The following is a 21,808-nucleotide window of genomic DNA, read 5'->3' as shown; positions in this document are numbered from 1 at the left end:
GGCGATCAACCTGTTGACCGGCAGTAGCAACACAGGCGTTGTGGGAGCACGCGCACACGCAACTCGCGAACATCCTCCCAGATCTCGCCATCCAGCATGAGGCGCAATGACGTAGCGGAGCGAATACGTATTGAGCGGGCGCGAGTATCGCGCCCGCTTCGATACATATGGGTGTGTGACAGGACGGCCAGATTATTGAAGATCTGCTGCCAGAAGCTGTTTTCAGCGAGCAGCAGATCAAATTGGCCGTCCAGCAGGCTTGCGTTGGGAAACGCACAGAAATTGCCTGCGTACCTGGTGTTATTTATCATCAGATTGGTAAGGCGCATCTCCAGAGGCGGTGATCCGTCGATCTCGACTGCCAGCGTCAGGTCTGGCATGCGCGCAGTCTGGACGATTGAGGCGCCAATGTAGCGGAACGCGTTGAGCGCACGTGGGAGTCGCCCGGCCAGCACCACGGTTTCGGCTGCATACCCTAATGACAGGGTGCTGACCATCAAACGGCAGATCCGTTCATAGGGCGTATCGAACAGAACCTGGAGCAGATCGACGGTTTGCCGCCTTTCTGCACGATAGGCGGCCAGAGCGTGATCGATGGAGACGATCCCAAGATCGCGGGCCAGCCCGTTGCCGGTCCCCCCGGGCAGCACCAGGAGATACTGGCGGTCGAGACGCATATGATTGACCGCCTCTGCAACCGTCCCATCGCCTCCAACGACCGCTATTCCGTCCGCGTCCGGGGCCTCCCTGAGAAGTTCGGCGATGTGTTCGTAGCTGCGCGTGAAGGCGACATTGCTTCCAAGCTCGCGTTGCATACGGTGGCCAATTTCCCGCATCCATCCATGCGTATGATGGCCAGCGGATGGATTGACGACCACCAACCATTTCTGCGGCACCGACTGGAGCACGGCAGGGAAGTTGAGCCGCTCGACGCATTGCCGACGAAAGTCAACATCAGCGATGAAACGCATCATCTTCCCCATCGAGTATGTTATGCTCACCTGGAGAGCCGGCGCCGGAGAACGAAGAGGATTGAGCCCATATGTTCATCCACGTGCGAGCAGATCAACTGCAACAGCAAGCCTTCGGTTGAAGATATGATAAACATGCCCATTGCGAGGTAGAACAGCGTCAAACTATACTGCTCGGCGATAAATGCATGCGACGCGAAGAGATACATGAGCACGGAGCCGTAACGTTTGGAATGCAGATGCAGATTGGCGAAGCGGCGAAACTTGAGGGCGCCAACCAGGAGCGAGGCAAAATAGAGCGTAATGCTGATGATCCAGATCAGGCCGTGATCGTGGTATACCGCAGGCTTCAGCATCCAGAGCCATATCAGGCCTGATGGAATGAGGAGGTTGTCCGCAAGCGAGTCGAGCTTGCTGCCAAATGGCGAGACCTGGCCGAGACGCCGTGCGACATGGCCATCCAGCACATCGGTCGCAAAGGAGATGATCAGGCCGATGCCCAGCACGATCGACAACTTCAGGAATGCGCAGATCCACAGGATCGGCAAAAGAACGATCCGCGCCGCCGTCAGTTGATTGGGAAGCAGCTTCATCTGCTCAGAAAGAAACATCAACCGCTCACGCATAGCGGCATCGCTTTCTTTAATAGGTCTTGTAGGTGTAGCCTTCCTGTGAGACCCTGCGCAGCGTTCCACGAATCCAGTATGCCAGAGTGCGTATAAAGCCATGATGCTCGAAGCCGCGGGGCGAATTCCACAGGATCATGCGCGCGCAGAAACGTCCTTGATAGGCGGATTGCCGCCAGAACCTTCGGCTGAACCAGTATCCTTCGCCAATCACCGGTTCGTAACCGCCCAGTTGTAGAAACAGGTCGCGCCGGATCGCCAGGTTGTTGCCCGTAAAGACCATGCGCCGGAAGAACACCTGTGATACCGCGACCGCAACAACAACGCCAACCACATACAGGTTGTACCAGAGTCGTTTCAGCAGGCTCGCATGGACATAGATGCTTGGCCCCAAAACAGCGCCGATGCCGGATCGCGCAAAACAGCGCCGCGCGCTTCGTAGCCACCCCTTCGACAACCTGCAGTCAGCGTCAATAAAACAGACGATATCTCCACTTGCCGCCAGCGCACCTCTATTGCGGGCATGGCTGAGGCCGCGTTTTTCCTCGCGAACGACAATGCATCCCAATTGTTGGGCAAGCGCAGCCGTTTGATCAGTGCTGCCATTGTCAACTACGATAATTTCATGGGGCTGATCCTGCTGCGCCTGGATCGAACGAATGCAGTCCTCAATGAACATTTCTTCATCGAGCGCCGGAATCACAAACGAAAAGCGCAGGGGACGCGGCCGTGGGGGAGCATGCCGGCGATAGATATGAGACGCAAGCAACCGGCGGAGCGGCCAGCAAGGTTCGTGGGTGCTAGGCGATGCTGTGCGCCTGTCCATTGGGCGCTTTCCGTTTATACTCAGGGATGCTATTACTATACCTAAAAGCTTGATGATCAGTCAAGTCTTTTTCTGTACATTATTGAGTAGTCTGTGAAGTGAGTTTCCTGGCCTGTCCGCCCCCTCCCAGCCTCTGTGCCGTGCCATCCTCCGCTCGTCGCTGGTTTTGGGTGTGATGAACATGCGGTTGGCGACGACTTATGCCATCTCCTGGTCGCGCTGGTCGGCCAGAACGGTGGTTGACACATTGCGCCGGCCCTCGGCGTTGCGGGGGGCAATCACAACGATGCTCTCCTTCCGCAGCACCAGTTGCACCGGCGTGCCGGGGAACAGCGGCAGGGTGGTGTATGACGAGGCCGGATGGGCCACCTCGATCAGGTGGCCATCGCCGAGGGCCACGCGCAGGTGGTGCAGGTGCCGTCCAGGCCGCCGTTCGATCACCTTCCCTTCCAGCAGGTTCTGCCCGAGCATGCGGTTCAAGGGGCGATCGGGGTAGATCAGCCGGATGTCTTCCGGGCGAATGTAGGCCGTCACCTCCGCCCCCGGCGGCAGATCGAGCGGCGGCGCGGCCAGCAGCTTCCCATCCCAGTCGAGCACCGTCTGCGCCGGAGTGACCTCCACCACCCGCGCCGCAATCGCGTTGGGAATCCCCAGGATCTCCAGGACCCGACGGTTGGCCGGACGGGTGAAGACGTCGTCCAGCCGTCCAATCTGCTCCACGCGCCCGTCGCGAACCACGGCCAGGCGGTGGCCGACGGCAAAGGCGTCGTCGAGGTTGTGGGTTACGTAGATCACGATCAACCGCTGTTCGGCCTGGAGGGTGCGCAGATCGGCGTGGAGGCGCTCGCGGATGCGGCGATCCAGCGCCGAGAAGGACTCGTCGAACAGGAGCACGCGCGGCTCGGCCGCCAGGGCGCGGGCAATTGCCACGCGCTGCTGCTGCCCGCCTGAAAGTTCATGCGGCATGCGCCGGGCGAGGTGCTCCAGGCGCATGCGCTCAAGCAGCGCCATGGCGCGGGTGTGGGCGTCACGCCGCCCGGCCAGCGGAAAGGCCACATTCTCCAACGCTGTCAGATGCGGAAAGAGAGCGTACTGCTGAAAAACATAGCCGACCCGGCGCTTGCGCGCCGGAAGATGGACCGAACGGGCCCCCGGCTCGCGCTGGAAGAAGAGCGTGTCATCGAGGGCGATCCGTCCCCGATCCGGGCGCATCAACCCGGCGATGGCCTGCAGCGTCTGGGTCTTGCCGGCCCCCGACGGCCCGAAGAGCACCAGGATTTCGGCTCCGACGCTGAACTGCATCTGGAGCAGCATCGGCCCGAGGCGTTTTTCAAACTCCACCTGTAATTGTGGGGCCATGGATCGCACCCTTTGCGCCTATCCGTATCTCCGGGGTATCCGATGATGTTCTGGGAGAGCCAGGCCCGCCCTGCGGCAGGGGCGTGGGGAAACCCGGTTTCCCCACCCTGCCCTCCCCACACGGGGGAGAGGGAGATTTCCGGGAGGGCAAGGCCCTCCTCGGGCCCGCCCTGCGGGAGGGGCGCGACGACTCACTCATCAAGCGCGTCCGAGCGGGTCTCACGGCGGGCGCGCTGTGGCGGCGGCTCCAGCCAGCGCACCGAGAGCAGGCCGACGAAGGCCAGGCCGGTCATCACCAGCACCATCAGGTGCGCATCGGCATAGCGCTGGGCCTGGACGGCATCGTAGATCGCCACCGGGAGCGTCTGGGTCCGTTCGGGGATATTGCCGGTGACCATCAGCGTCGCGCCGAATTCGCCAAGGGCCCGCGCGCCGCCGAGGATCATGCCGGCCAGGATGCCGCGCCGGGCCAGCGGCAGGGTGATCTGCCAGAAGATGCGCCATTCGCTCGAACCCAGGGTGCGTGCGGCGTTTTCCAGGACCGGATCAACATTCGCCAGCGCCGCCCGACTGCTCTGTATCATCAATGGCAACCCGACCACCGTCGCGGCGACCACGGCGGCCGGCCAGGTGAATAGAATGCGCACGTTGAACCATTCTACCAGCGGGCTGCCACGGCCAAGGGCCAGCAATAGATAGTAGCCGATTACACTTGGCGGGAGCACCAGCGGAAGCAAGAGGAGCGTCTCGAAGACAATTTGCCCCGGCAGCCGGACGCGGGTGAGCAACAGGGCCAGCGCCAGACCGAGCACGGTGATGCAAACCGTCGCGATCGTTGTCACCTGGACGGAGAGCCAGAAGGCGGGCCAGTTCATTCGACAATCTCATTGGGAAGAATAAAGCCGTACTTCTTCATGATAGCGTGCCCATCGGGGCCGTTGACAAAGGCAATGAACTGGCGGGCCTCGGCCTCGCGCGGCGTGCCCTTGATCGCCGCGACCATCTGGATCAGCGGGTGGTCAGGGTGCAACTCCGCCGGAATAATCGTCCAGGAACCGTTCCCCTGCACACTGAGCGACAGCGCCACGATGGCCACATCAACATTGCCTGTATCGGCCAGGGTGAGGGTCTGGGCGACGTTCTCGCCGTACACCAGACGCGGCTCAACGGCCCCCCAGATCCCGGCGCGCTCCAGGGCCTCCTTCGCTGCCTGGCCGTAGGGGGCGTGTTCGGGGTTGGCGATGGCGATCCGCGCATAGACCGGGGCGACCAGGTCCTCGATACGTTCGGGTTTATTCGGGCTGTCGGGGCGCGTCCACAGTGTCAACCGGCCCTGGGCGTAGACCTGCATGGTCTCGGGAATGACCAGCCCTTCGCGGTTCAGATCCTCGATAAACGACTTGTTCGCCGCATAGAAGAGGTCTATCGGCGCGCCGCGCTCGATCTGCTGGGCAAGCTGGCCGGTTGAACCGAAGTTGAAGATCACCCGGATGCCGGTTTGCTGCTCGAACAACGCGCCGATCTCCCGGAATGCCGGCGTCAGGTCAGCGGCGGCTGCGACGACAAGTTCCGAGGTCGCCTGCGCCGCGGCGCCGCTCGCGGGCCGATCCGCAGGCTCGCCCGTCCGCGGCGCGCCGCAGGCGGCGAGCAGGAGCAGCAGGATGCCGGTCAGGGGGATGAGGATGGACAATTTCACGGCGCCTCCAGCATAAATAGTCTGTGAACGAAGTTTCCTTGCCTTTCCGCCCCACTCCCAACCTCCCCCCGTTGGGGGGAGGAGCCGGACTCCCTCCCCCGGCGGGGGAGGGTTGGGGAGGGGGCGGAGTTACGGAAAGATTTAGTTCACAATAAATGCCATTGCGGATTCTGGATCCTGGATTTTAGATTGCTGGATATGGCGTTTCGATTCGACCTGGGGATGACGCGCAGGCATCGTCTTCAACAGGAGTTGGCATACCACTGCGCGCTTCACCTCCCCACCTCCCCGCCTCCACAGTTCCCCACCTCCCCGCCTCCACAGTTCCCCACCTCCCCACCTCCACAGATTCACGCCTCTTCCCGATAAGCCGGAACGCCGGGTCGCCGCCGGTTCAGGGCCGCACCCCCCACAGGCGCACCGTGCCATCAGTGGCCGCCGAAGCCAGAAACGTTCCATCGGGGGCAAACGCGACGGACGTGACCGCGCCGGGGTGACCGGGCAGCGTTGCCACTGCCTGGCCCGTCGCGACCTCCCAGAGCAGCGCCTGACTCTCCGGGATGCTCGCGTTGCGCGTCGTGGCGGTGGCCAGCAGCGCACCGTCCGGGCCAAAGGCGAGGTTGCGAAACAGGCGATCGGGGTCGTCGAGCTTCAGGGTGCGGATGGCCTCGCCACGGGCCACGTCCCAGAGGATCACGCTGTCGAGGGTGAGCGAGGCCAGCACGGCGCTGCCGGGCGCGAAGGCCACCTGATCTACGCCCGACATGGCGCTCTTGTGGGTAAAGATCCGCAGTTCGGTTCCGTTGGCGGCATCCCACATGCGGACCTCGGTATCCACGCCCATGGCCACGAAGCGCCCGTCGGGCGAGAATACCGGCGCCGAGGAACTCGGCGTGCCGCTCAAGGCGCCCCCCAGCGTTGGCGGGGTGTCAATCGCCCAGATCCGCCCGCCGGTGGTCAGATCGTAGAGCAACAGGCGCCGCGAGGCGGACATCACGAAACTGGTCCCCGTGGGCGACACCGCGAACGCGGGTGAGTTGGCAGGCAGAGCAAGCAATGTCAGCGCATCGCCGGCAACATCGCGCAGGCCAATACGATCGCCCGGCTCAGCCGCCGGTTCCGCGCGGAGCAGCGCCTGGCTGCCATCAGGCGTGAAGGCGACCGCCGGCACGTTGGCCCAGACGCGCCAGCGCGCCTCGCCACTGCCGAGATCCCAGAGAATACTCTCCTGGCCCCCCGCCGTCGCCAGGGTCGCTCCGTCGGGGGCAATCGCCACCTGCCGCAACGCGGCGGTGAAGGCGCGCACCAGAGGCGCAGCGTCGGGCACGGCCAGATCCCAGACTATAAGCCGCTCGGGGCCAGCCGCCATCAGGCGGTTGCCATCAGGAGCGAAGGCCAGCGCGGCGCCGGAAAGTCCAGGCGCGACCTCGGCGGGCACGGCGAGCGGCGGCAACTCGCGCCACTCCGGGAGGCCCCAGCGGCGCACCACTGGTCCCTCAATCGCTGCGACCTGCCGACCGTCAGGGGCGGCGGCAATCCCCGCCAGGGTTCCCAGATCACGGAGCTTGTGACCACTCTCCACGTCCCACAGGCTGGTCCCGCCGCCGTTCTCCTGCACGATCAGCGCCGACGCGCCGGGGACGAAGAGCAGCGTTTCGACCTGATAGGTGATACCGGTGAGCGTCTGACGGGTGGCGCCCGAAGCCAGGTCAACCAGGGCGACGCTGAGCGCCGGAGGCATGGTGGCGAAATCGGCACGACCGATAGCCAGGAGGCGCCCGTCAGTGGAGAACGCGACAGCCCCGGCAGAGGGTTCGGTCACGGTGCGGACCTCGCGGCCCTGCGCATCGGTGATGACCAGGCGCCCATCCTCGACAGCGATCAGGTTGCTCCCAACCTGTTCGATGCGGGCGGCGTGGAGAGCAAGGAGCGCGCCAGCGGGCGCCAGGGTCAGGCGCGCTGTGAGGGGGATGGGCACGGGCATGGCGCGATCGGCGGCCACGTCCCAGATCAGCAGTTCGTCCAGAGGCGCCGTGGGATCGAAGCTCTGCAGCAGGAGGCGCTGTCCCGGCAGGACGCCGGCGGCCAGCCGTGGCGGCTGGGGGCCGAAGAGGGGGCCGATCTGGCCGGTGGCCGGATCGCAGATGGCGAGGCCCAGATCGGTGGAAAGGGCAATACGCCCGTCGTCGAGCCAGAAAGCCGCCCGCGGCGCGCCAATCCCGCCGAGCGTGGCCAGGGTGGCAGCCTGAGCAGCGTTTGCGGGGGTCAGGGGCGTCAGCGGGCCGGCCAGAGGTTGCCCGGCGAGCCGGTTCAGCGGAACAATGGGCGGCGGCGGGGGCAAGGGCGGCGCAGTGGCGGGCAGGGGCGCCAGACCGTTGCACCCGGTCAACAGGAACAGGAGCCAGCACCCGAGCCGGCGCCAGCGGAAGCGGAAGGGCGGCATGGAGGAGCCTTTCTGCGATGCGCCCGGTGGGACGTGCGTCTCGCCGGGATACTGGATGCACACGGCGCGTTTCTCCGCCAATTTGAGGTTGCAACCGGGCTTCCAAAGCTCAGGATAGCGCATCCAGCATGGATTGCAGTATAACAAATCTCGCGCGCGGCGACGTGGCCGGACGAAGCGGGGGACAGGCCGCTCCGCAGGCGCCGGCGGACGGTTGGCGCGCCGGTTTAAGAAAGATTGTAAGGTCACGCTTCCGGGATGCGGCATACGAACCACCGTTCGGCGGCATCGGTTTGCGACGCGATGGTCAATCCGGAAACAACCGTGGAACATACCACAGGTAGAAGAGCATACCGGCGAGTTCCACGAGTGATTGCAGGACGATCACTGGAATAACCAGGTGCATAGTCTCAGGCAATGCCAGGGCAAAAGGGAGCACGACAAACGAGTTTCGCGTTCCCATGCTGAAACAGAGCGTGCGCGCGGGTCGCGCTTCGAGTTTGAGCAGCCATCCAAGGACGCGGGCGATCAGCAGGACCAGCGCCAGATAGCCGAGGTAGATGAGCACAATATGCCCAAGCGACATTGCGACCTCGAGCGTGAGGCGCTGGATGTTGGCTGCCGCGATGAGCCAGAGGGTGAGTCCCAGCAGTGGCGCCGGCGCGTGGCTCATGAGCGCTATCCAGCGTGCGCCGGGCCGGGCGCTCTCCGCCCAGCGTTCGGTCAGCCACGCGAGGGTAAGGGGAATAAGGATCAGTCCGACAAATACGGCGGCAAATGCCTGCGATTCGATGATTGCAGCGGTTTCCGTTCCCGCTACGAGCCAGATCAATGGCGGCAACAGCGCCATCTGCGCCAGCAGCAGCAACGGTGTGGATGCCAGCGCCAGCCGCGCGTCGCCCCTGCCTAGATGGGTAAAGGTCACGTACCAGTCAGTACAGGGCGCCAGCAGGACCATGGCGACACCCAATCTGAGGACGGGATCGTCGCCGATCGTCGCCATCAACCCCCATACCACCGGCGGCACGATCAGGAAATTCGCCCCCAGAATGATCAGCAGCAGGCGTGGCTGGCGCCAGATTTGACGGAGGTGCAGCAGCGGAATCTGCGTAAACGTCGCGTAGAGCAGGCTGGCCAGTGTGGGCCAGAGCAGCAGTTCGAGCCAGGGCGACGCTCCCGGCAGCGCCGCGCCGAGCAGCGCCCCGCTGATAATCGCCAGGAGGTACACCCCCAGTTGGGCGCGTTCCAGGAGCGGTCGTTGCATTGTCTGAGCGCCTTGCCGGCGCTTTGGTGCGTCCCGTTAGACATGGTTTCGCTGCGCGGCTGTTTGCGGGTGACCGTTCGGGGGCTGGTTCTGGCAGCTACAATGCTGGAACCGGCGAACAAGCTCTTTATCGGACGGTCTGGCCACTGCCAAACCCCGCTGCGGGCGGCTGTATTATACAGTGATAAGCCTCACATACTCAAACGATCGAGCAGTCCCATACTCCAGAGATGGTCGCCATGCCGATGGTTCGTCAGCCGCTCAGCGGCGCGACTTCGGCCTGGAGTTTCCGGCCAGGCTCTATTTGCCCGGCAAGATGGCCCCTCGGCGATGCGCGCGCTCATCGAGGCGCAGCGCGCTACGCCAGCGAGCCTGCTGGCGAGGCTTCAGGAACGCACGGCGACGCTGGAGCCTGAGCGGAGCTGCGACTGTCTGGTTCTGCGCTATCACATCGGGCGGTTGGAGGCTGCGTTGCTGTGGCCCGACGCATGGGGTAGTGCATGACAAAGAGAGCAGCCTTGTTCAGCATCAACCTGTGGTTACTCACCCGAATTTAGTTTTTACTTAATATTTATTTTATACTCACTTAACCTTCTGGCGCTAGGGTAATACCTGCATCCAACTACATTCATGCCTGTCCCCGCGGAACCGCTGTGCCTGGAAGGAGAGGGGTATGCTCAGGAGCCTCGGGTTGCTGGTGCTGGTGTTCGGCGTGCTACTTTCGGCGTGTGGCGGCGGCGGCGCCGGCGGCGGCGGCGCCAGCGGTGGCGGCGCGGCGAGCGATGCCACGTCGGGCGAAATTACCGTGTATACGGCCCTCGAAGACGATCAGATTGCCGTGTATCTGCCGCTCTTCAATGAGAAGTATCCCAACATCAAGGTCAACATCGTGCGCGACTCGACCGGCGTGATTACCGCCCGGCTGCTGGCCGAGAAGGATAATCCGCAGGCCGATGTGGTGTGGGGCCTGGCCGCTTCCAGTCTGTTGCTGGCCGATCAGCAGCAGATGCTCGAACCCTACGCTCCCGCCGGCCTGGAGAAGATCCGCGCCAACTTCCGCGACAGCGCCAATCCGCCCCACTGGGTGGGGATTGACGCCTGGTTCTCGGCCTTCTGCGTCAACACCGTCGAGCTGGCCGCCAAGGGCCTGCCCATGCCCGCGAGCTGGGAGGATCTGACCAACCCGGTATACCGCGGTATGATTGTGATGCCCAACCCCAACTCTTCCGGCACGGGGTACCTGTCGGTCTCGGCCATTCTGCAAATGAAAGGCGAAGAGGAAGGCTGGAAATACCTTGACGCCCTGCACGAGAACATCGCCGCCTACACCCACTCCGGTTCCAAACCCTGCAAGATGGCCGGCGCCGGCGAGACGGTGATCGGCATCTCGTTCGACTACCGCGCTATCAAGCAGAAGGCTGAGGGCCAGCCTATTGAGGCGGTCTTTCCCACCGAAGGCTCGGGCTGGGACATCGAGGCCAATGCCCTGATCAAGAAGGCCAGCATCAAGCCTGCGGCTCGCACCTTCCTCGACTGGGCGATCAGTGATGAGGTGATGGTCAAATACGCCGCCAGTTACCCCATCACGGCCGCCGAAACCACAGTGGGTGTGCCGGAAGGCTACCCGCCCGACCCGATCAAACAGTTGATCCCCAACGACTTCAACTGGGCCGCCGCCAATCGCGAGCGCATCCTGACGGAGTGGATGCGGCGCTACGATACCAAGTCTGAGCCGAAGTAGGGCAACCCTCCAGGTTGCGCGCAGGGTCCGGGAGGGTTCGCGCCCTCCCGGAAACATCCTTTGCCAGAGATGGTCTCAACCGGCATGGCACACGCTTACTTACAGATTGACCGCGTCAGCAAGCGCTTCGACCGCACCGTAGCCCTCGATGATGTCACCCTTGAGATTGGCGAGGGGGAATTCGTCTTCTTGCTGGGGCCGAGCGGGTGCGGCAAAACCACACTGCTGCGGATCATTGCCGGATTGGAAGAACCGACCTCCGGGCGCGTCATCCAGGCCGGGCAGGACGTGACGCGCCTGCCCCCGTCCAGGCGCAATTTCGGCATCGTCTTTCAATCGTATGCTCTGTTTCCCAACCTTACCGTCTTTCAAAACGTTGCCTACGGCCTGGAGAACCGCCGTGAACCCCGCGCGAAGATCCGCGCCCGTGTGGCGGAGATGCTGGAACTGGTGGGCCTGTCAGAGTACGCTTCCCGCTACCCTGCGCAACTGAGCGGCGGGCAACAGCAGCGCGTCGCGCTGGCGCGCGCCCTGGCGATTTCTCCCGGCCTGCTCCTGCTCGACGAGCCGCTCTCGGCGCTGGACGCGCGGGTGCGCGCCAACCTGCGCATCGAGATTGCCCGCCTGCAACGGCAGCTTGGCATTACTACCGTAATGGTCAGCCACGACCAGGAAGAGGCCCTGACCATGGCCGACCGGGTGGTGGTCATGGAGCGGGGCCGGATCGTGCAGGTGGGCGAACCCGAGGTTATCTACCACCAGCCGGCGACGCCCTTCGTGGCCGATTTCGTGGGGTTGATGAATTTCTTGCCGGCAGTGGCGTGCGGCGACCACCGGGTGAGGTTCCAGGATACCGACCTGGAACTGGACCATGGCCTCGATCAGCCCGCCGGTCAGCCGGTGACGCTGGCGATCCGCCCCGAACAGGTGCAGGTGGCGCGTAATGGGCAGGCCGTCAACGTGCTCCGGGCGCGGGTAGAGGAAATCGAGTTTATCGGGCCGTTCTACCGCCTGCACCTGCGTCTGGGCCAGGAAGCGCCGATAATTGCCTATATGCCGCCGGAACACTCCTCCGAGGCGTCCATCAGCGCGGGCATGACGATCCCCGTCGAGTTGCCGCCGCGGCACCTGCGGGTCTACCCGGCCAGTTCGTGAGTTTTCGCCCGGCGGGGAGGTGCGGAGGGCGCAGCCCTCTGCGATCCGCTGGCGCTGCCCGTGGCGGCAGACCGGTCCGGGTTTCGTCGGGGCGCGCGCCCGCCGAGGGCGGAGTCAGAGGTTGCGGCGAGGCTTTGCTTCCCCGCGCCCCTCCCTGAGGAGGATAGAGGGTGTTCCTGCAAGGGCGCTGCCCTCCCGAACCCTCCCGGCGAGCAGGGGCGCGGAAACCCGGTTTCCTTGCCTCCCCGACGGGGTGAAAGAGAGGGTTTCTGGGAGGGGGCAGCCACCTGCAACCGCAATGAAAGAAGAGCATCTCAAGCGCATCCTGATCCTGCTGGTGCTGGCATGGCTGCTCATCGGGGTCGTGTTGCCGCTTGTGCCGCTGGTGCAGCGCAGCTTTTCAGACCAGGAAGGCAACTGGGTCGGGCTGGCCAACTATCAGCGCTATTTTGGCACGCCAGCGCTGGCGATCTCCTTCACCAACAGCCTGAGCGTGTCGTTGACTACGATGATCCTGGCAGTGGCCCTGGCCTTCGGGTATGCCTACGCCCTGACGCGCACGTGCATGCCGGGGAAACGCGCCTTCCTGCTGGCGGCCATGCTGCCGCTCTACGTGCCGCCCCTGGCCCACGGCATTGGCCTGGTCTACCTGTTTGGGCGCAAGGGGCTGGTCACTACCGGCTTCGGCGGCCTTATCCCCGGCTGGGACATTCAACTCTACGGTTTTACCGGGATCGTGCTGGGCGAACTGCTCTACGTCTTTCCCCAGGCCGTCATGATCCTGCTGGTTGCGGCAAGCCTGGCCGACGCGCGTCTCTACGAGGCCAGCGAGTCGCTCAGCGCGTCGCCGCTGCGCACCTTCCTCACCGTAACCCTGCCGAGTATGCGCTTCGGTCTGGTCAGCGCCATCTTCGTCACCTTCACCCTGGTGCTGACCGATTTCGGCGTCCCCAAAGTAGTGGGGGGCAACTACAATGTGCTGGCGACCGACATCTACAAACAGGTCATTGGCCAGCAAAATTTCGAGATGGGCGCGACGATCAGCATCCTACTGCTCATTCCCACCGCGATCGCCTTTCTGGCGGACCGCATCGTTCAGCGCCGGCAGGCCGCAGCGCTGTCGGCGCGCTCGGCGCCGTTCCAGCCGCGCCCGCGCCCCTGGATGGACCGCGCGGCGTTCGTCTATTGCCTGCTGCTGACCCTGGCCGTGTTCGCGGTAATCGCCACGGTTTTTCTGGCGGCGCTGGTTGAGTTGTGGCCCTACAACCTCACCCTGAGCCTCAAACACTTCGACTTTTCGCGGGTGGGGGGCGGCGGCTACAGCGCGTTCTGGAACAGCGTGCGCATGTCGTTGTACACCGCCATAGTGGGCACGGCGATTACCTTCATCAGCGCATATCTGATTGAGAAAACAACACCCTTAAAAACGGCGCGGTCAGCGGCGTACTTTTTCTCGATGCTTCCGGTAGCATTGCCGGGCATGGTAATTGGTCTGGCCTACATTTTCTTCTTCAATCCGCTGGAATGGCGGATCGGCGGCCTGACCTTTCCCAATCCGTTCGCCTTTATGTATGGCACCATGGCCATTCTGGTGCTGTCGAACATTGTCCACTTCTACACCGTCAGCTTCATGACCGCCGTCACAGCTCTGAAGCAACTCGATCCGGAGTTCGAGGCGGTGTCCGCCTCGCTGGCGGCGCCCTTCTACCGCACCTTCTGGAAGGTTACCGTACCCCTCAGCCTGCCGGCTATGCTCGAAATGGCGATGTACTACTTTGTCAACGCCATGGTGACCGTCTCGGCGGTTGTGTTTCTCTACTCGCCGGCCCTGAAACTGGCTTCAGTCGCCATCGTTAACATGGACGACGCTGGCGACACCGCTGCGGCCGCGGCCATGTCGGTGCTGGTGATCCTCACCAGTGTGGGGGTGCGCCTGCTTTACGACCTCGCCACCCGCGGCATCGCCCGGCGCGCCCAGGCGTGGAAGGCGCGCTGATCCGCGCCGCGCGCCTCGCAGTGCGCCCGATGCCGACCCGGGCCGGTCGGGGAGAGCGAGGTTTGCCACCGCCGGTGGTAATATACCGGTATGGATTCGCCTTACACTTTGATGACGGCGTTAGACCGACCGGCGCCAGATGAACGCTATCTACAATTCGGATAAAACGCTTTCGCAGGATTATCGAACGAGAGCGACCGTTAGAGTGAACCATCCTCAGAATGCCTGCTCCAGGAATGCCTCCATGATACTCTTTCAAAGGAAGATCTCGAAGGGCTATGGCTTCCAGAAACCCGACTAAACCACTCGCTTTTGCGGACTCCAGCAGGATCCCTCATCTTCAGCGAACGTTTTAACGACATCGGCACCTGATAAACCGGCCTGGTTCTGTGGATGCGCTCATCAAAAGTCGCGTCCACGCATGCCAGGCGTGTATCTGCGAACAGAGGAGCGAACCGACGATGCCCGCTACGTCCTCCAACGACCCTCGCTCTCCCGGCGCAACGCCGGCGCCTCAGGCCAACGCATCCATTGATGATGCTACATTCCAACAGCAGCAACAGCGACTCCGCATTTTTGAAACTCTTTTCGAACATGCCCCGGATGCTATCGGGATTTCGGGGAGCGATGGGCGAATAACCTACGCCAATCCTGCCTACCGCAAGCTTTTCGGGTATGGGGATGAGATTATCGGCGTGGATTGGCGCGTTTTCTACCCGCCAGAGTCTCTGGCCCGCCTTGAGACGATCAGCCAGGAGATCGCCGCGCAGGGCTTCTGGCGCGGTACAGTCGAGCAGCAGGACCGGCACGGACGGCGCTTTCCGGCCGAGATCTCGGCCGTGCTGCTTCGCGATGGCGAGGGCAACCCGTTCGCCTACGCATCAATCATCCGCGACATCAGTGTAGAACAGCAGCGCGAAGCCGAGTTGCACATATTCAAGAATCTGGTTGAACGAGCACCGGATGGGATCGTGATTGCCGACGCGCAGGGGTACTATATCTACGCCAATCCGGCCATGCATGCCCTGCGCGGCGCGAACGACCTGATCGGCGCCTTTGGCCCCGGTCTCGTTGCCGAAGAGCCGGAAAAAGTGCAGATCCATTTCCAGCAACTCATCGAGCGAGGCGTGGTGCGCCTTGCAACCCGCTACAGGCGGAGCGATGGCAGTGTTGTTCCCGTGGGCACCGTGTCCTACCGGCTCGATGGACCGGATGGGTCGAACGTGTTTATCAGCTTTGTACGCGATCTCACCGAGGAGCAGCGGCGCGAACAGGAGCGCCAGGAGTTGCAGGAGCTGGTCATTCGGGCCCAGCAGGCCGCGCTGCGCGAGCTTTCGACCCCGCTCATCCCGATTGCCGAGGGGGTCGTTGCCATGCCCCTGATTGGCAGCGTTGACAGCAACCGCGCGCAACTGGTGGTGGAAACGCTGCTCGCCGGGGTTGCCGAGCAGCACGCCAGCACCGCGATCATTGACATTACCGGGGTGCCGGTGATTGACACCCAGGTGGCAAACGCCCTGATCCGCGCAGCGCAGGCGGTCAAACTGCTTGGCGCGCAGGTGATCCTCACCGGTATCCGCCCTGAAGTAGCCCAGACTCTGGTCACCCTGGGGGTCGATCTGAGCGGGATCATTACCCGCAGCACGCTCCAGAGCGGCATCGCCGAGGCGCTGGACGGGCTGGGCGCGCACAGGCTGAATGGGGCGGGACACAGGCGAGGCTGACGCCACTTCGGATGCGGGGGCGGGGAAACCGGGTTTCCCCGCCTTTCGAGGGCGCCGCTCCTCCCCCTCCCCCCCTCGCAGCACTCGGCGCTCCCTGCTTCTCCACCCGGGGTGGAGAAGCAGGGGGCTGGGGGAGAATGAGGAATCACCCGCACTCACCTCAAGCTCATGCGGCTGGACCGCACAGGAGCCAGTCATGACCACCATCACCCACCGCCCCTACCGCGGCCCCATTCGGGCCGTCATCCTCGACTGGGCGGGAACCGCCGTGGACCACGGCTCGTTCGCCCCGACCGCCGTCTTCGTGCGCTTGTTCGCCGAACGGGGAGTGCCGATCACCGTCGAGGATGCGCGCGCCGGCATGGGCCTGATGAAGAAGGAACACCTGCGGGCCATCCTGGCCCGCCCGGCGGTCGCCGCGGCCTGGGAGTCCGTTCACGGGGCGTCGCCGACCGCGGGGGACATCAAGGACCTGTTCGCCCGCTTCGTGCCTTTGCAACTGGCGGTCCTGGCGGACTACGCCGATCCCATCCCCGGCCTGCTCGAGGCCCTGGCGGAGTTGCGTGAGCGCGGCCTCAAGATCGGCTCGACCACCGGCTACCTGCGCAGCATGATGGACGTGCTCGCCCCCGCCGCCGCTGTGCGGGGCTACGCCCCCGATTGCCTGGTGTGCTCCGACGACGTTCCCGCCGGACGCCCTGCTCCCTGGATGTGTTTCCTGAACGCTATGCGCCTGGGCGTCTACCCCATGGCCGCTCTGGTCAAGGTCGGCGATACGCCGGTGGATATGGAAGAGGGGCTGAACGCCGGCATGTGGACGGTGGGCGTGACCCTGACTGGCAGCCCGCTGGGCTTGACCGCCGCGGAGGTGGCCGCCCTGACCCCGCAGGAGCGCGCCGATGCCCACGCGCGCATCGGGGGGCAACTTCTGGCTGCCGGCGCGCACCTGGTGATCGAAGGGGTCCGGGATCTGCCAGGTGCGATTGATGCGCTTGAGGCCCGCCTGCACCGGGGCGAGACGCCGCTCACGTAATCCGCCGCTCTCCCGCTACAGCGCACCCGGAGATGCTTCCCCCGTAAAGCGTCACCGGCAGGTTGACCTCGGCGGCATAGCGTTCGGCGATGCTCCGCAACGCGCCTTCGGCCTCGACGCGCCCCAGCGCCGCTATGGTTGCGCCGCTCTCGGCCACAGCGGCCCGCGCGCCGTACAGCCCCCGCGCCAGGCCCGTTCCATACACGCGGCTGACCAGCTGGTCGGCGTGCGCGTCGCCGTAGCCCGCTGCCCGCTGCGCCCAGTGTGAGCGCAGCATCAGTTCGCCCACCAGCATCAGGTCATCGTCGCGTTGATCCTTGCTTGCCGCGGCCCGCAGCAGCGCGAGCGCCAGCCGCCCGCGCAGGTGCTCGTCCACTGCCAGGGCCGCGCTGGCCCGCACCGGGTAGCTCCGCGCAGGGTCGAGCGCCAGTCCGGGGAGCGGCCCGTAGCGGGCGCGAAAGGTGCGTCCGCGCAGGCTGGCAGGCAGCAGGTCGCGCAGGTGGCGCTCGAAGCGGTCAGGGCCGATGTTAGCCAGATAGCCCTGCCAGCGGGCGTCAGCATCGGCGAGAGTCAGATCCTCGGCCTCGGCGGCCAGGCGGTAGGCCATTGCCGTGGCGACGCGGGTAAAGGCCGGCGCGCCCGGACCCGGCCCCTCGCCCACGCGCACGGCCCAGATCGCCGTTCCCGGCGGCAGGTGCAGGTAGCCCCAGATCCACGCCGGCTGCGGATGCAACAGCAGCAGGGCGCTGGCCGGGGCGCATACGCTGACCAGCGCCCCCAGGGCGCTGTGAGAATGGTCCGGATGCACCACTCGCCCAAGGGCGGTCTGGCAGGTCAGCCCCAGTTCGCGCGGGGCCAGGCGCGCGCCGGCCAGCGCGACCAGGGCCTGGGCCATCGCCGCCAGCAGGCTGATGGTCGCGCCGGGGCCGTGGTGAGGGCGCACCAGCAGCCGCGCGCCCTCCGGGAAGCGCATGAACTCCTCGCGCATTAGCGCCAGCCAGACCGCGCCGATGAGCCGCAGGTGCGGCGGGCGCCTGGCGAGTAGCGCGCTCACCTCGGCGTAGGGCCGCGGGGCGCCCTCGCCGTCCACCAGATTGGCAAGGGGCAGGGTGGCGGTCTCTCCGGCCTCGTCGCGAACCACGATGCGTGGCGCCGGGTCGGGCTGCGCGGCGACACAGGCGATCACTCCCAGGGGCCAGCCCAGGGCCAGCGCCCCGGCGGGCGCCGCCGCGCCGCCGAGCAGGTCCACCCAGCCAGGGGCGCGGGCGGCGATAATGGGCCGGTGCGGGTCGAAGAAGTCGCCGCGCAGCCCGCGCGCCACGGTGATGAAGTGGTCGAATGCCGTGGGCATCGTCGCTCAACCAATCAGCCCGCGGCGGCGCAGTTCTCCCAGCAGCGCCGGTTCGACCTGGGCGCGAATGGCGGGGTTGGCGTAGCCGATCCAGGCGACGTCGGCATCAACGACCAGGGGCGGATCAAGTTCGCCTCCGCGCTCATCGGTGAGCAACACGCCTGCCTGGCGGGCAATCAGGGCGGTACAGATGTCGTAGGGGTGGCAGCAGATCCCCAGGCTCTCGCCGCGGGTCGCCAGGTGGCGCTCGAGGAGGGGGCGAAGGTCGGCCACGAAGCGGTCGTGGCCGGCAATCAGTTCGTAGAGCTGCCCGCCGGTGCAGATATATTGATCCTCGAAGCAGTGGGCCTTGCCGGGCCGGGGCGGGCCAAGGGTCGCCCGGACCACCGCCTCGTCAATCGCGGCCAGTTCATCGCGCGCGCCGGGGAAGAAACGGCTGATGGTGGCGAAGCCGTGGGCGATGCTCGGCGCGGCGGAGGGCCGCAGGTGCAGCGGGCTCCGTTCCCCGCTGAGACGGTTGACCCGCACGGCGTGGACCGGCTCGCCCCTTACAGCCCAGAGCACGTCGCAAAGGTGTTGTTTCACCAGGGGGATCTCGGTCTGCGCGGCGATTTCGATGTCGCTCAGTCGCGTCGCCGGCCCCAGGTTGGGCGCTGCCCCGGCCAGGGACCAGGCGGAGCGTTTCTGGTACATCAGGCCGCGGGTGCCGTCAATCGGGTCAACGATCACCCGGATCAGCGCCTCGGTTTCGGGCAGACCTTCAGGGAGGGTGATCTGGCCGGCGGGCAGACCCTCGGCGATCAACACCAGCGGCCAGCGCGGGGCCACATGTTCGGCGAAGAAGGCCAGCAGCGTCGCCTCGCCCACGCGGTCAACAGCGTAGATCGTGTCGCCCTGAGCCTCATCTTCGGCCACGCCCGAGAGATCGGCGATGGCCTGGCGTTCGCACGCCGCGACCACCGCGTCGCGGATCCGCGCCTGAAGGGCCAGCAGCAGGTCGAGCAGCGCGTTGCGGTCGGGGATCATAGGCGCGTCTGGTCCGGCAAGAAGTGTGGAGGTGTGGAGGTGTAGAGGTGTAGAGGTGTTTTCAGATCTTTTATCATAAACTTAAAGATCCAGCTCCACAGCTCCACAGCTCCACACCTCCACTGGCCAGAACAGCCGAGGCCCCCTTACGCGACGGCAATGGCCGCGCCGTGGGTCAGGGCGGGATCAAGGGGTTGCGGCTCGCCCGGCATATGGTCGCGGCGCAGCACCAGGCCGGCGATGCCCGGTCCGCGGGTGGCCAGTCGCGCCTCGATCAGCACATGGTCGGCCAGCTCGGCGCCGGGGGCCTGGAGGGCGACGTGATGCGGTCCCAGTTTGAAGATACGGCGCCCCGGCTCCATCGTCGGCCCGTGGCCGAGCAACTCGGCGTAGAGGGCGGCGCTGCTGTCGATGTCGGTTACGGCCACGCTCATGCGACCAATGCCAGTAATGCCATTGGGATGGTGGCAATCCTCGCCGTGGGGCACGCGCAGATCGCGGGGCGTCACATCGCCGCAGAGGAACGGCAACTCAGGTGCAACGGGGAAGGCGCTCTGCCAGTGGATGTGGACGCCATCGGGCCGCTCGCGCCCGCCGCTGAAGGGGCCATCGAGGTGCAGCCCCCGCGCCGCCGCCCCGGCCACGGCGGCCTCGATCTCGCCGGCCAGCAGGGCGAACTCGATCAGGCCCTCGCCCGCGGCGACGTGGCGCCACCAGCGATGCTCGGGCGCCTCCCGCACGAAGGCCAGCAACTCCAGATAGGTGCCGTCGGCAAAGCCAATCAGCGCGTTGTGGGTCGCTCCATCGCTATGGGCGCCGCCCGGCGCCACCCGGAAGCCCAGGGCCTCGTAGTCCCGCACCGCCTGCGCGAGGTCCGTCACCAGGATCACGACGTGGTCGATTCCTCGTATCATGGGCTTGCTCCATCCCAATCTGGCGAAGTTGGCAAAGCGACACGGCTCTATTATAATCCAGCAACGTGTCAAGGAGGACAACATGAGCGACGAGACCTTTCGCGCCCTGGTGGTGGACGAGAGCGGCGGGTCGCGCCGCGTCGAGGTGCGTGACGTGCCGGTGAGCGACCTTCCGCCTGGCGAGGTGCTGGTGCGGGTCGCGTACTCAACGCTGAACTTCAAGGACGGGCTGGCGGTTACGGGGAAGGGCAAGATCCTGCGTTCAACGCCCATGGCTCCGGGCATTGACTTCGCCGGCACGGTGGTCGAGTCAGCTTCGCCGCAGTACAAGCCGGGCGACCAGGTGGTGCTGACCGGCTGGGGGGTTGGCGAGCGGCACTGGGGCGGCTACAGCCAGCTCAACCGGGTCAAGGCCGACTGGCTGGTGCCGCTGCCGGAGGGGATGAGCCTGCGCCAGGCCATGGCCATCGGCACAGCCGGCTTTACCGCCATGCTATGCGTGCAGGCGCTGGAGCGTCACGGGGTGCGGCCCGGCGGGCGCGAAGTGCTGGTGACGGGCGCCGCGGGGGGCGTGGGCAGCGTGGCCGTGGCCCTGCTGGCCCGCGCTGGCTATCAGGTAGTAGCCGCCACCGGGCGGCTCCAGGAAGAAGAGTATCTCAAGAGCCTGGGGGCCGCCTCGGTGATTGACCGCGCCGTGCTGACCGCGCCAGGCCGCCCGTTGGAGAGCGAACGCTGGGCCGGAGCGGTGGACACGGTAGGCGGCGCGGTGCTGGGGGGCATCTTCCGCTCAGTGGCCTACTACGGCGTCGTGGCGGCCTGCGGCAACGCCGGCGGGGCCGAATTTACCACCTCGGTCTTCCCCTTCATCCTGCGGGGCGTGCAACTTATTGGCGTCGAGTCGGTGATGGTCCCCCCCGAACAGCGCCGTGAAGCCTGGGCGCGCATCGCCCGCGACCTCCCCGGCGAGCTGATTGATCGGCTCACCCAGGTGATTCCGATGTCGGCCGTGCCGGAGTACAGCGAGACCATCACCCAGGGCCAGGTGCGCGGGCGCATCGTGGTGGATGTGAACGCATGAAGAATAGGGAACGTCGGGTTCCCCGCAGGGTCTGGGAGGGCCAGGCCCTCCCAGACCCCCCCCTCTTTGAACACCTTTCGCACCATTTTCCTGTTCGCAACCTGTGCAAAAGGCGGATGATTGTGGTATACTATAAGCAATGCATTTCATGACGCTGGCGCAAGAAGGAGCATGACGCCAGGCATATCCAGATATACGCTCAATCCGCAACCTACAATCCAGGATCGCGCCAGCGCCATCACTCATTGCACAGGAGCGTGACATGGCCCCATCATCACCTGATGATGGGGCCGCTCAATGGAGGGGAGAACTATCAGCCTATGACCGAGAGCTTCTTCCACAGCCGGGTCGCGCAACTTAGCCAGCGACTCGCCTCGCTCACGCCAAGCATCGAACTGGCCCGGCAATCGGTTCAGCGCCTGGAGGCCGAACAGGTGCCGGCAGGCGCCGTCGCGGGGGCGCGCGCCGCGCGGTTGTCCGCTGCGCGGGCTATGGTCGCCACCCTCGAAGAGCGGGCGCGCCAGGTGCGCATCGCCATTAACGCTCTGCAGGCTGAACTGGAGACGGACTAAGGATTTGACACCCCCCCTGCCGTGTGCTATACT

Annotated in this window: 19 protein-coding genes; 8 read left to right on the top strand and 11 right to left on the bottom strand. The window is 65.1% G+C overall.

What is annotated here, in order from left to right; genetic code table 11:
• Positions 1 to 5: 5 nt before the first annotated feature.
• The 8 genes from NZU74_08240 to NZU74_08205 all read right to left on the bottom strand — a co-directional run bounded on the left by NZU74_08240 (position 6) and on the right by NZU74_08205 (position 9,185).
• Complete coding sequence (locus NZU74_08240; protein MCS6881308.1) at positions 6 to 974, bottom strand: hypothetical protein; 969 nt, start codon at positions 972 to 974, stop codon at positions 6 to 8.
• A gap of 23 nt (positions 975 to 997) precedes the next feature.
• A complete protein-coding gene (locus NZU74_08235; GenBank protein MCS6881307.1) occupies positions 998 to 1,597 on the bottom strand; it encodes a CDP-alcohol phosphatidyltransferase family protein in 600 nt (199 codons plus the stop codon).
• 16 nt (positions 1,598 to 1,613) lie between these two features.
• Positions 1,614 to 2,300, bottom strand: coding sequence for a glycosyltransferase family 2 protein (locus NZU74_08230; protein MCS6881306.1), 687 nt, complete (start codon positions 2,298 to 2,300; stop codon positions 1,614 to 1,616).
• Positions 2,301 to 2,621: 321 nt separating this feature from the next.
• Complete coding sequence (locus NZU74_08225) at positions 2,622 to 3,782, bottom strand: ABC transporter ATP-binding protein (GenBank protein ID MCS6881305.1); 1,161 nt, start codon at positions 3,780 to 3,782, stop codon at positions 2,622 to 2,624.
• A gap of 191 nt (positions 3,783 to 3,973) precedes the next feature.
• A complete protein-coding gene (gene modB, locus NZU74_08220; protein MCS6881304.1) occupies positions 3,974 to 4,657 on the bottom strand; it encodes a molybdate ABC transporter permease subunit in 684 nt (227 codons plus the stop codon).
• Positions 4,654 to 5,478, bottom strand: coding sequence for a molybdate ABC transporter substrate-binding protein (modA, locus tag NZU74_08215; GenBank protein MCS6881303.1), 825 nt, complete (start codon positions 5,476 to 5,478; stop codon positions 4,654 to 4,656). Before modA ends, modB begins: the two co-directional genes overlap by 4 nt.
• Positions 5,479 to 5,872: 394 nt before the next feature.
• Complete coding sequence (locus tag NZU74_08210) at positions 5,873 to 7,921, bottom strand: hypothetical protein (GenBank protein ID MCS6881302.1); 2,049 nt, start codon at positions 7,919 to 7,921, stop codon at positions 5,873 to 5,875.
• A 307-nt stretch (positions 7,922 to 8,228) separates the two neighbouring features.
• Positions 8,229 to 9,185, bottom strand: a complete 957-nt coding sequence (locus NZU74_08205) for an arsenic resistance protein (protein MCS6881301.1) — start codon at positions 9,183 to 9,185, stop codon at positions 8,229 to 8,231.
• 330 nt (positions 9,186 to 9,515) lie between these two features.
• Here NZU74_08205 and NZU74_08200 point away from each other — a divergent pair, with 330 nt between their 5' ends.
• From NZU74_08200 to NZU74_08175, 6 genes are all read left to right on the top strand, one after another.
• Positions 9,516 to 9,689: a hypothetical protein gene (locus tag NZU74_08200; protein ID MCS6881300.1), complete on the top strand. Its 174-nt coding sequence runs from the start codon at positions 9,516 to 9,518 to the stop codon at positions 9,687 to 9,689.
• Between the two features lie 169 nt (positions 9,690 to 9,858).
• Complete coding sequence (locus NZU74_08195; protein ID MCS6881299.1) at positions 9,859 to 10,926, top strand: putative 2-aminoethylphosphonate ABC transporter substrate-binding protein; 1,068 nt, start codon at positions 9,859 to 9,861, stop codon at positions 10,924 to 10,926.
• An 84-nt stretch (positions 10,927 to 11,010) separates the two neighbouring features.
• Positions 11,011 to 12,081 carry a putative 2-aminoethylphosphonate ABC transporter ATP-binding protein gene (locus tag NZU74_08190; GenBank protein MCS6881298.1) on the top strand — a complete coding sequence of 357 codons (1,071 nt, stop codon included), beginning with the start codon at positions 11,011 to 11,013 and terminating at the stop codon, positions 12,079 to 12,081.
• A gap of 298 nt (positions 12,082 to 12,379) precedes the next feature.
• On the top strand, positions 12,380 to 14,077 hold the full coding sequence (locus NZU74_08185) for a putative 2-aminoethylphosphonate ABC transporter permease subunit (protein ID MCS6881297.1): 1,698 nt from the start codon (positions 12,380 to 12,382) through the stop codon (positions 14,075 to 14,077).
• A 461-nt stretch (positions 14,078 to 14,538) separates the two neighbouring features.
• Entirely contained in the window at positions 14,539 to 15,801 is a 1,263-nt protein-coding gene (locus tag NZU74_08180) for a PAS domain S-box protein (GenBank protein ID MCS6881296.1), read from the top strand.
• A gap of 196 nt (positions 15,802 to 15,997) precedes the next feature.
• Positions 15,998 to 16,834, top strand: coding sequence for a phosphonoacetaldehyde hydrolase (locus tag NZU74_08175; GenBank protein ID MCS6881295.1), 837 nt, complete (start codon positions 15,998 to 16,000; stop codon positions 16,832 to 16,834).
• Here the strand turns inward: NZU74_08175 and NZU74_08170 are convergent.
• The 3 genes from NZU74_08170 to NZU74_08160 all read right to left on the bottom strand — a co-directional run bounded on the left by NZU74_08170 (position 16,827) and on the right by NZU74_08160 (position 20,125).
• A complete protein-coding gene (locus tag NZU74_08170) occupies positions 16,827 to 18,185 on the bottom strand; it encodes a hypothetical protein (protein ID MCS6881294.1) in 1,359 nt (452 codons plus the stop codon). The two genes, NZU74_08175 and NZU74_08170, sit on opposite strands and share 8 nt — an antisense overlap.
• A gap of 6 nt (positions 18,186 to 18,191) precedes the next feature.
• Positions 18,192 to 19,211, bottom strand: a complete 1,020-nt coding sequence (locus tag NZU74_08165) for an inositol monophosphatase (GenBank protein ID MCS6881293.1) — start codon at positions 19,209 to 19,211, stop codon at positions 18,192 to 18,194.
• A gap of 146 nt (positions 19,212 to 19,357) precedes the next feature.
• Positions 19,358 to 20,125 carry a VOC family protein gene (locus NZU74_08160; GenBank protein MCS6881292.1) on the bottom strand — a complete coding sequence of 256 codons (768 nt, stop codon included), beginning with the start codon at positions 20,123 to 20,125 and terminating at the stop codon, positions 19,358 to 19,360.
• A gap of 82 nt (positions 20,126 to 20,207) precedes the next feature.
• On the opposite strand from NZU74_08160, the gene NZU74_08155 reads away from it, so the two are divergent.
• Positions 20,208 to 21,203 carry an oxidoreductase gene (locus tag NZU74_08155; GenBank protein MCS6881291.1) on the top strand — a complete coding sequence of 332 codons (996 nt, stop codon included), beginning with the start codon at positions 20,208 to 20,210 and terminating at the stop codon, positions 21,201 to 21,203.
• 257 nt (positions 21,204 to 21,460) lie between these two features.
• Positions 21,461 to 21,775 carry a hypothetical protein gene (locus NZU74_08150; protein ID MCS6881290.1) on the top strand — a complete coding sequence of 105 codons (315 nt, stop codon included), beginning with the start codon at positions 21,461 to 21,463 and terminating at the stop codon, positions 21,773 to 21,775.
• Positions 21,776 to 21,808: the final 33 nt, after the last annotated feature.

It is taken from the genome of Chloroflexaceae bacterium, assembly GCA_025057155.1.
GTDB lineage: Bacteria > Chloroflexota > Chloroflexia > Chloroflexales > Chloroflexaceae > JACAEO01.
Note: the sequence above shows the minus strand (reverse complement) of the source record. Positions and strands in the feature narration are given on the sequence as shown.